Annotated in this window: 8 protein-coding genes, 2 tRNA genes and 1 rRNA gene; 2 read left to right on the plus strand and 9 right to left on the minus strand. The window is 51.5% G+C overall.

Annotation, left to right across the window (positions count from 1 at the left end; translation table 11 throughout):
- Positions 1-8 precede the first annotated feature (8 nt).
- The 4 genes from ilvM to SBO83_RS19870 all read right to left on the minus strand — a co-directional run bounded on the left by ilvM (position 9) and on the right by SBO83_RS19870 (position 3,524).
- Positions 9-272, minus strand: a complete 264-nt coding sequence (gene ilvM / locus SBO83_RS19855; RefSeq protein ID WP_034794713.1) for an acetolactate synthase 2 small subunit — start codon at positions 270-272, stop codon at positions 9-11.
- The gene (ilvG, locus tag SBO83_RS19860) at positions 269-1,915 is read right to left on the minus strand and encodes an acetolactate synthase 2 catalytic subunit (protein WP_396132686.1); all 1,647 of its coding nucleotides are present in this window, start codon (positions 1,913-1,915) and stop codon (positions 269-271) included. Before ilvG ends, ilvM begins: the two co-directional genes overlap by 4 nt.
- 137 nt (positions 1,916-2,052) lie before the next feature.
- Positions 2,053-2,154 carry an ilv operon leader peptide gene (ilvL, locus tag SBO83_RS19865; protein WP_015699153.1) on the minus strand — a complete coding sequence of 34 codons (102 nt, stop codon included), beginning with the start codon at positions 2,152-2,154 and terminating at the stop codon, positions 2,053-2,055.
- 131 nt (positions 2,155-2,285) lie between these two features.
- Positions 2,286-3,524, minus strand: a complete 1,239-nt coding sequence (locus SBO83_RS19870; protein ID WP_396132687.1) for an MFS transporter — start codon at positions 3,522-3,524, stop codon at positions 2,286-2,288.
- A 362-nt stretch (positions 3,525-3,886) separates the two neighbouring features.
- Here SBO83_RS19870 and SBO83_RS19875 point away from each other — a divergent pair, with 362 nt between their 5' ends.
- The gene (locus SBO83_RS19875; protein WP_396132688.1) at positions 3,887-5,428 is read left to right on the plus strand and encodes a YifB family Mg chelatase-like AAA ATPase; all 1,542 of its coding nucleotides are present in this window, start codon (positions 3,887-3,889) and stop codon (positions 5,426-5,428) included.
- Positions 5,429-5,453: 25 nt separating this feature from the next.
- Here the strand turns inward: SBO83_RS19875 and SBO83_RS19880 are convergent, their stop codons facing one another.
- Positions 5,454-5,792 carry a DUF413 domain-containing protein gene (locus SBO83_RS19880; RefSeq protein WP_034794706.1) on the minus strand — a complete coding sequence of 113 codons (339 nt, stop codon included), beginning with the start codon at positions 5,790-5,792 and terminating at the stop codon, positions 5,454-5,456.
- A gap of 118 nt (positions 5,793-5,910) precedes the next feature.
- Here SBO83_RS19880 and hdfR point away from each other — a divergent pair, with 118 nt between their 5' ends.
- Positions 5,911-6,738 (plus strand): HTH-type transcriptional regulator HdfR, encoded by an 828-nt coding sequence (gene hdfR, locus SBO83_RS19885; RefSeq protein ID WP_353504353.1) that lies wholly within the window; start codon positions 5,911-5,913, stop codon positions 6,736-6,738.
- An 18-nt stretch (positions 6,739-6,756) separates the two neighbouring features.
- Here hdfR and SBO83_RS19890 read toward each other — a convergent pair whose 3' ends face one another.
- The 4 genes from SBO83_RS19890 to rrf form a co-directional block, all read right to left on the minus strand.
- Positions 6,757-6,897, minus strand: coding sequence for a hypothetical protein (locus SBO83_RS19890; RefSeq protein ID WP_396132689.1), 141 nt, complete (start codon positions 6,895-6,897; stop codon positions 6,757-6,759).
- A 222-nt stretch (positions 6,898-7,119) separates the two neighbouring features.
- Positions 7,120-7,195, minus strand: a tRNA-Trp gene (locus SBO83_RS19895).
- 53 nt (positions 7,196-7,248) lie between these two features.
- A tRNA-Asp gene (locus tag SBO83_RS19900) sits at positions 7,249-7,325 on the minus strand.
- A gap of 126 nt (positions 7,326-7,451) precedes the next feature.
- Positions 7,452-7,567, minus strand: a 5S ribosomal RNA gene (gene rrf / locus SBO83_RS19905).
- Positions 7,568-7,735: the final 168 nt, after the last annotated feature.

Genomic DNA, 7,735 nt, shown 5'->3' on the forward strand with positions numbered 1-7,735 from the left:
TCCTTAACTTACGCGTTGGCGCGTATTTGTTGTGATGTGTGCTGTTGGATCTCGACGCAGGCGACATCCATCAATTTGCGTAACTGTGAAGACAGTAAATCTACAGACCGCTGGCTGGCAACGGTCAATTCAATATTTATGTTTTCCGCATTTATCATAGGAGTCATATTCATCGCGCACACCTGAAAACCACGGTGGCGAACAACGCGTAAAACCCGTTCTAACATTTCAGGGCGGAAGCGAGCTTGAATTGAGACGTTATGCTGCATCATGACATTTTCTCCAACATATTTTCGTTGCCTGCGCCTGGCGGCACCAGTGGCCAGACGTTCTGGCTTTCGTCGATGGAAACCTGAAGCAAATAAGGACCTTCACTATTGAAGAAAGCGTCCAAGGCGGCGTCGACTTGATCTTTACGGCTGATACGTTGGCCTGGGATATCAAACGCGCTGGCCAGCGTGACAAAATCGGGGTTATCAGAGAGGTTGGTTTCGCTATAACGTCCATCAAAGAACAGCTCCTGCCACTGTCGAACCATGCCTAAACGCTGGTTATCCAACAGCAGGATTTTTAACGGCAACTGTTTTCGCTTGATGGTGCCCAGTTCCTGAACGTTCATCATGAATGAGCCGTCGCCAGAAACGCAGATAACCATGTCGTTCGGGCGAGCAACCTGCGCGCCAACCGCCGCGGGGATACCGAAGCCCATGGTGCCCAAACCACTGGAAGTGATGAAGTTTTCCGGGCGGCTGAACTGCATGTGCTGCGCCGTCCACATTTGGTGCTGACCGACGTCGGTGGTGACGACGGTTTCCGCCGATTTACGCTCGGAGATCTGCTTGAGCAACAGCGGCGCAAAGATGGCATCGCCCGGATGGTCGTAGCGAGGCTCGCCCTGCACTTTTAGCGTCATCACGCGATCGCGCCAGCTGTGGATAGACAGTGGCTGCTTCAAGGCGGGCAGCAAGGTTTTCAAATCGCCCTGCAATGCCACCTGGGCCTGACGCAATTTGTTCATCTCGGCAGGGTCGATATCCATATGGATAACCGCGGCGTGTGGCGCGAAGGTGTTTAATTTGCCGGTAACGCGGTCGTCGAAACGGGCGCCGACGGCGATCAGCAAGTCGCATTCTTGTACGGCAAGATTGGCGGCTTTGGTGCCATGCATGCCTAACATGCCCAGATAGCACGGGTCGTTAGCATCTGGCGCGCCCAGGCCTTTAAGGGTGGCAACCGCAGGAATGCCGGTGGTGGCGATGAAATCACGCAGCGCCGGAACCGCCTGAGCGATGCCCACGCCGCCGCCAACGTACATCATCGGTTTTTGCGCGGCGGCAATCATGTCGTAGGCCTGTTGCAGCTCGGCGATTGGATGCGCAAACTGCTCTTCAACCGGTATCAAGTGTGGCGGCAATTCGCCCATCGCCAGCTGGATATCTTTAGGAATATCAATCAGAACAGGTCCTGGACGGCCACTGGTTGCGATAGCAAACGCGTCAGCCATGATTTCCGGCAGAGCGTCCAGCGACTCAACTAAAAAGCTGTGTTTGGTGCAGGCGAGAGACAAGCCTAAAACGTCGATTTCCTGAAAAGCATCAGTACCGATAAACGCCGAGCTAACCTGGCCGGTGATCGCCACCAGAGGAACGGAATCCATCAGCGCGTCAGCCAGACCGGTGATTAAATTCGTTGCGCCAGGCCCGGAAGTGGCGATGCATACGCCAACTTTCCCGGTGGAACGCGCGTAGCCAATGGCGGCCATCGCAGCGCCCTGCTCGTGTCGGCACAGTAGGTGTTCGACGCCACCGTCATACAATGCATCGTATACCGGCATAATTGCTCCGCCTGGGTAGCCGAAAACCATATCGACCCCCTGTGCGCGCAATGCTTGTACTACCCACTGTGCTCCGGTCATCGTTATTCTCCTGCCTTTTTGGGTTCTGCGCAGAATTTTATGCTGTTGCTCATTTTCTATTCTCGCCTCAATTTTGCTCTGACCAAAAAAAAACCCCGGACCTTTCGGTGCGGGGTTCTTTTCAGGTTCAGGCTTGTTTAATAAGCCTTTCTTCGTCCAAGTGCAGCCCCGCACGGTGGGATAATAATCACCACCACGCTAATCACGACTAGGCTAACTACTAGGAGAAGGGCTTTCATTTTTGGTTTCTTAAATTCTTCTTACGAACGATTGCCTACAGAGTTATCACAGTCAGGTGTGATGTGACAACACTTTTCTTAGGTTATTACCTATAGCCTGCTTACCATTAACTCAAAAATAGTTAATCAAATCAGGCATTCGTATGAACTTTCGCCCCAGATGATTTTATTTCACCAGAGAGCACTTTTCCGCGCGTATCACGTCCGAAGGAAACCAATACGGCAATGACGATGGCCACGGTTCCGGCCACAACGGCCATCGCTAAACCATAATTTTGGTCGTTGCTTTCCGCAATGTAGGCTTGCAAGGTGGCGTTGACAGACGCCAACAGGTTACCCAACTGGTAAACAAACCCCGGCAAGACCGCGCGGGTGTTAGCAGGCACCAGTTCGGTAAGATAACTCGGCACCACGCCCCACGCGCCCTGCACCATCAGCTGCATCAAGAACGCACCTAACCCAATGGTCCATACGCCACTTGAGAAGGCCCACAGCGGGATCACCGGAAGTGACAGTAAGGCCGCGATAATAATGGCTTTTTTACGCCCAATTTTTTCGGAAAGTGAGCCAAAGAAGATGCCGCCGATGATAGAAGCGATGGTGTAGCCAATCGCAATCAGGCTGACCGTATGGGCATCAAACCCGTGCTGAATTTTCAGGAAGGACGGATAGAGATCTTGAGTACCGTGGCTGAAGAAGTTGAAAGCCGCCATCAGCACCACCAGATAAACGCACAACTTCCAGTGAGATTTCAGCACTGGCATTAGCGCAGTGCTCTCTTTGCGCTCTCTGGCGGCCAGCCATACCGGTGATTCTTGAACTTTGAACCAGATGAATGGCAGCAGGAAAATCGGCACTGCGCCAATTACGAACATGCCTCTCCAGCCAACCATATTGGAGAACAGCCCGTACACCACCGCGGCCAGCAGATAACCAAACGGATAACCCGCCTGGAACACGCCGGACATAAATCCGCGAGAACGGTCCGGGATGGTTTCCATCGCCAGTGAAGAAGCAACGCCCCACACACCGCCCATCGCCACGCCGTAAATCACTCTTAATACTAAGAAAACGGTCAGCGAAGGAGCCGCCGCAGTGCAAAGCTCAAACACCGAGAAGAAGGCGATATTGATCATCAATATCGGCTTACGACCATATTTCTCCGCAGCACGCCCAAACAGCAATGCCCCGATTGGCCTCACCGCGAGGGTCAGCAAGATGGCAAGAGTCACCTCTTTGATATCCACGGTAAAAGCCGTAGCAATGTCGCTGAGTAAGAAGACGAGAATGAAGAAATCAAACGCGTCGAGCGTCCAACTTAAAAAACTGGCAATAGCGACATTACGCTGCCTGGAGGTCCAACCGAACATGGTGTGTTTCCTATCCCGGAAAGTGTAGGGGGCGCTCATTGCTGTATCCGGAACAAATCAATGAGGCTGAAGCAATGTTAAACAAGAAAACGAAATGTTTATTTATTGTTAATATCCAAATAAATTAAACACTCTGATTCAAAAACCAGCAAGATTATTAGTTTGCTAATTTGTTTCCAGATACCGCAAAGTGTTAACAGCTATTGCTCAATTTGCGATCCCCCTCGCACTCTCTCCCTGCAAGTTCCCCCCTGAAAATTATGATTTCGAGCTGTGCTGGAGAGTCAGTCATCGCCTGATTCTTCGCCAGTCGATTGCGACATACTGCGTCCTTCACATGGCTTTGACGCAGGGAGATGCTGATGGCATTAGCAGTTGTTCACACCCGAGCCTCGCTTGGCGTGCAGGCTCCGGGCGTTTCGGTTGAGGTTCATATCAGCAATGGTCTACCCGCCCTGACGCTCGTTGGGCTGCCAGAAACGACGGTGAAAGAAGCGCGGGATCGAGTTCGCAGCGCCATTATCAACTGCGGGTTTACCTTTCCTGCCAAGCGCATCACCGTCAATCTGGCTCCCGCCGATTTGCCTAAGGAGGGTGGCCGGTATGACTTATCCATCGCGCTAGCCATTCTCGTCGCTTCTGAGCAGCTTTCAGGGGATAAGTTGAATGAGTATGAGTTCGTGGGGGAGTTAGGGCTTTCAGGAGCGTTACGCGGCGTAAATGGCGCTATCCCTGCTGCCTTGGAAGCTCAAAAAGAGGGCCGACGGTTAATCCTCCCCCAAGATAATCGGCAAGAGATGTCTCTGCTGGAGACGGGCATCGCCCAAGTCGCCGATCATCTTCTGCAGGTCTGCGCGTTCTTACAGGGGGAAGCGGATTTGTGCGACGTCGAGCGCGTCGAAGCCCCTGATATCTATGCGAATCAGCCCGACCTTGCTGACATCATTGGGCAGGAGCAATCCAAGCGAGCCTTAGAAGTGGCCGCCGCCGGTGGGCATAACCTGTTGCTGATTGGCCCGCCGGGTACTGGGAAAACCATGCTGGCAAGCCGCCTGCCGGCGTTGCTTCCCCCCTTAAGCAATCAAGAAACCTTGGAGACAGCGGCAATAGCCAGTCTGGTCTACAACCCAGAAGAGAATGGGAATCTCTCACGCAGCCGCCCTTTCCGCGCTCCCCACCATAGTACCTCCATGAGTGCTTTGGTCGGCGGAGGCTCTTTGCCCCGCCCTGGCGAGATTTCGTTGGCACACAATGGTGTTCTGTTTCTTGATGAACTGCCGGAGTTCAAACGCAAAGTGCTCGATGCGCTGCGACAGCCCATGGAGTCAGGCGAGATCACCATCTCCCGCGCCCGTGCTAAGGTGCGTTATCCCGCCAGAGCGCAGCTCATTGCCGCCATGAATCCTAGCCCTACAGGCCATTACCAAGGGGTACATAACCGAACTCCCCCCCAACAGGTACTTCGTTATCTCAGCAGGCTTTCAGGCCCCTTTCTCGACCGTTTTGATTTATCGATTGAAGTGCCGCTACTGCCACCGGGCGTTCTGAGTTTGCAAAGCCAAAGGTTAGGCTCTCGCGCCAAAGAGAGCAGCGCACAGGTGCGTGAGCGAGTGATCGATGCCCGTGAGCGCCAGTTGGCCCGAGCAGGGAAAATCAATGCGCACATGAGTAGCAGTGAAGTAGAAAAATTTTGTGAGCTTAAAAAGGAAGATGCTGAATTTCTGGAAGGGGTGCTGCACAAGCTAGGATTATCGGTTCGGGCATGGCATCGCATTCTTAAAGTGGCGAGAACAATAGCCGATCTCAATAATCAGGCTATGATTGAGAAAGCCCATATATCTGAAGCGCTAAGCTACAGATGTATGGATAGATTGCTGCTGAAGTTACACAAAAGCCTGGCATAAAAAAACGGGGCAAAGCCCCGTTTCATTAATCATCGCTTTCCGTGTAATCTTCCACGGCGTCAGCTTGCGGCTTACCGCCAGACAACGTGTGGAATTTCTTCGGGCGACGTGTGCGAGTAATGTATTTATTCCACACTTTTTCCGCTTCGGTTGCCGGATCACGGCTGCCGCGGCAGACCTCAAGAAAGAGCTTTTCTTCCTCGGTTGCAGGTTCGCGTTTTCCCAAGTCCAGCTCATTGAAAGCAAAGCCGTAACGTTCTAGCATTTGCGCTTCTTTAATGGTGAAATCGCCATGCCGGGAGAACCCGCGAGGGTAGTGTTTATTGTCAAAAAAACGATTTGTCGTGATGAAGCTTTCCGCCATCTGACACGCTCCTAATTCTCTCATGGTCGTGCTGTTATGGCGCGGAGTATTAGATAGGCTTGACAATGTGTAAAACAAAACATTTAAATCTTAACGACAAAAAATATTGGAGATAGTTTTGGATACGGAATTACTGAAAACCTTTTTGGAGGTGAGTAGAACGCGCCACTTTGGTAGAGCCGCTGAATCCCTCTATTTAACGCAATCAGCAGTCAGTTTTCGCATCCGCCAATTGGAGACCCAGCTTGGGGCAAATTTATTCACACGCCATCGCAATAACATTCGCTTAACGCCCGCTGGCGAGCGTTTACTTCCGTATGCTGAAAACCTCATGTCCACCTGGCAAATGGCAAAAAAAGAGGTTGTACGCTCTCTACAGCACACAGAATTGTCTATCGGGGCTACGGCTTCGCTCTGGGAAGCCTATCTAACGCCTTGGTTGCAATCTCTTTACACCCAGCGTGAAGCATTGCGCCTCGAAGCACGCGTGGCACTGCGGCACTCTCTGGTTAAGCAACTGCATGAAAGACAGCTAGATCTCCTCATCACCACAGAACCACCCAAGATGGATGAGCTTTCCAGCCAGCTGCTAGGTAATTTCTCGTTACGTCTTTTCGCTTCAGCCAAGCACGATAAGACCGAGCATGCGCCGTACGTGCGTTTGGAATGGGGTGCAGATTTCACGCAACAAGAAAGCAAAATGCAGACCAATGAGCAGGAACCTGTCCTAACCACCACGTCAGCACACCTGACGCGCCAGTTGTTAGAGACTACCGGAGGCTGTGCTTATCTGCCGACACATTGGGCAAAAGAGTACCCACAATTGTCGCCTTACCATGAGATCCCTCCTGTTATTCGGCCTCTATATGCCGTGTGGCTACAAAGCAGCGATCAGCAGGTGTTGATTCGTCAATTGCTCAAAACGCCTTTAATGACCCACCTGTGATGATTTAGCGCAGTACCTTTAAGCTCTCCCGTAAACGTTCATTGCATCAATTTCAATAACTTTATTCGGCATCATTGGCGCAATTGAAAGCATTAAAGCGCCTTTAATTCCTTCACTTCGCCACTCTTTCATCCCTTCAAAATTGATCGAATATCCCACTCTGGGGATCCAGACACTCGCCATATTTGAGGGTTTTCCATCCAAAGATTGGTTGAAACTACGTCATAAACTAAAAGATAAATGATGAAAAAGCCTGTCTCACATTCGGGTTGTGGCTATTCTGTGAGCAAAATAAGAAGTGAGTGCGAGGAGATATTGGTAGGTTTGGTAGGTTTTTAAAGCATAAAAAAAAGCCCTTCGCTTTCGCAAAGGGCCTTTATATGGCAGGGGCGGAGAGACTCGAACTCGCGACACCCGGTTTTGGAGACCGGTGCTCTACCAACTGAGCTACGCCCCTAGATCCTGCTTAACATTATGCCTGCTAAGATTAGCAGGCATAATTTAAATAAGTGGCGGAACGGACGGGGCTCGAACCCGCGACCCCCTGCGTGACAGGCAGGTATTCTAACCAACTGAACTACCGCTCCACCGGTTCTTTCACCTACGCCAGAAATCGTCTGGTATAAGCTTGTTCCTGTTATCTTTCCTTGTCAGGGGAAAAGGAACACGTTCTTTCTAATCATCCGCTTATTCAGCAGATTTACTAATTTGATGCCTGGCAGTTCCCTACTCTCGCATGGGGAGACCCCACACTACCATCGGCGCTACGGCGTTTCACTTCTGAGTTCGGCATGGGGTCAGGTGGGACCACCGCGCTAGTGCCGCCAGGCAAATTCTTGTTATCCACACCGCATCCTCAGGCTTTCACCCTCGTACGCCATGCGAACCAATCTCGGAACTTCGCTGAAAATCTCTTCTTAGTCTCTCAGACCAAAACACCTTCGGTGTTGTAAGGTTAAGCCTCTCGGGTCATTAGTACTGGTTAGCTCAATGCATC

The organism is Ewingella allii (genome assembly GCF_044430645.1).
In the GTDB taxonomy this organism is placed as follows: domain Bacteria; phylum Pseudomonadota; class Gammaproteobacteria; order Enterobacterales; family Enterobacteriaceae; genus Ewingella; species Ewingella allii.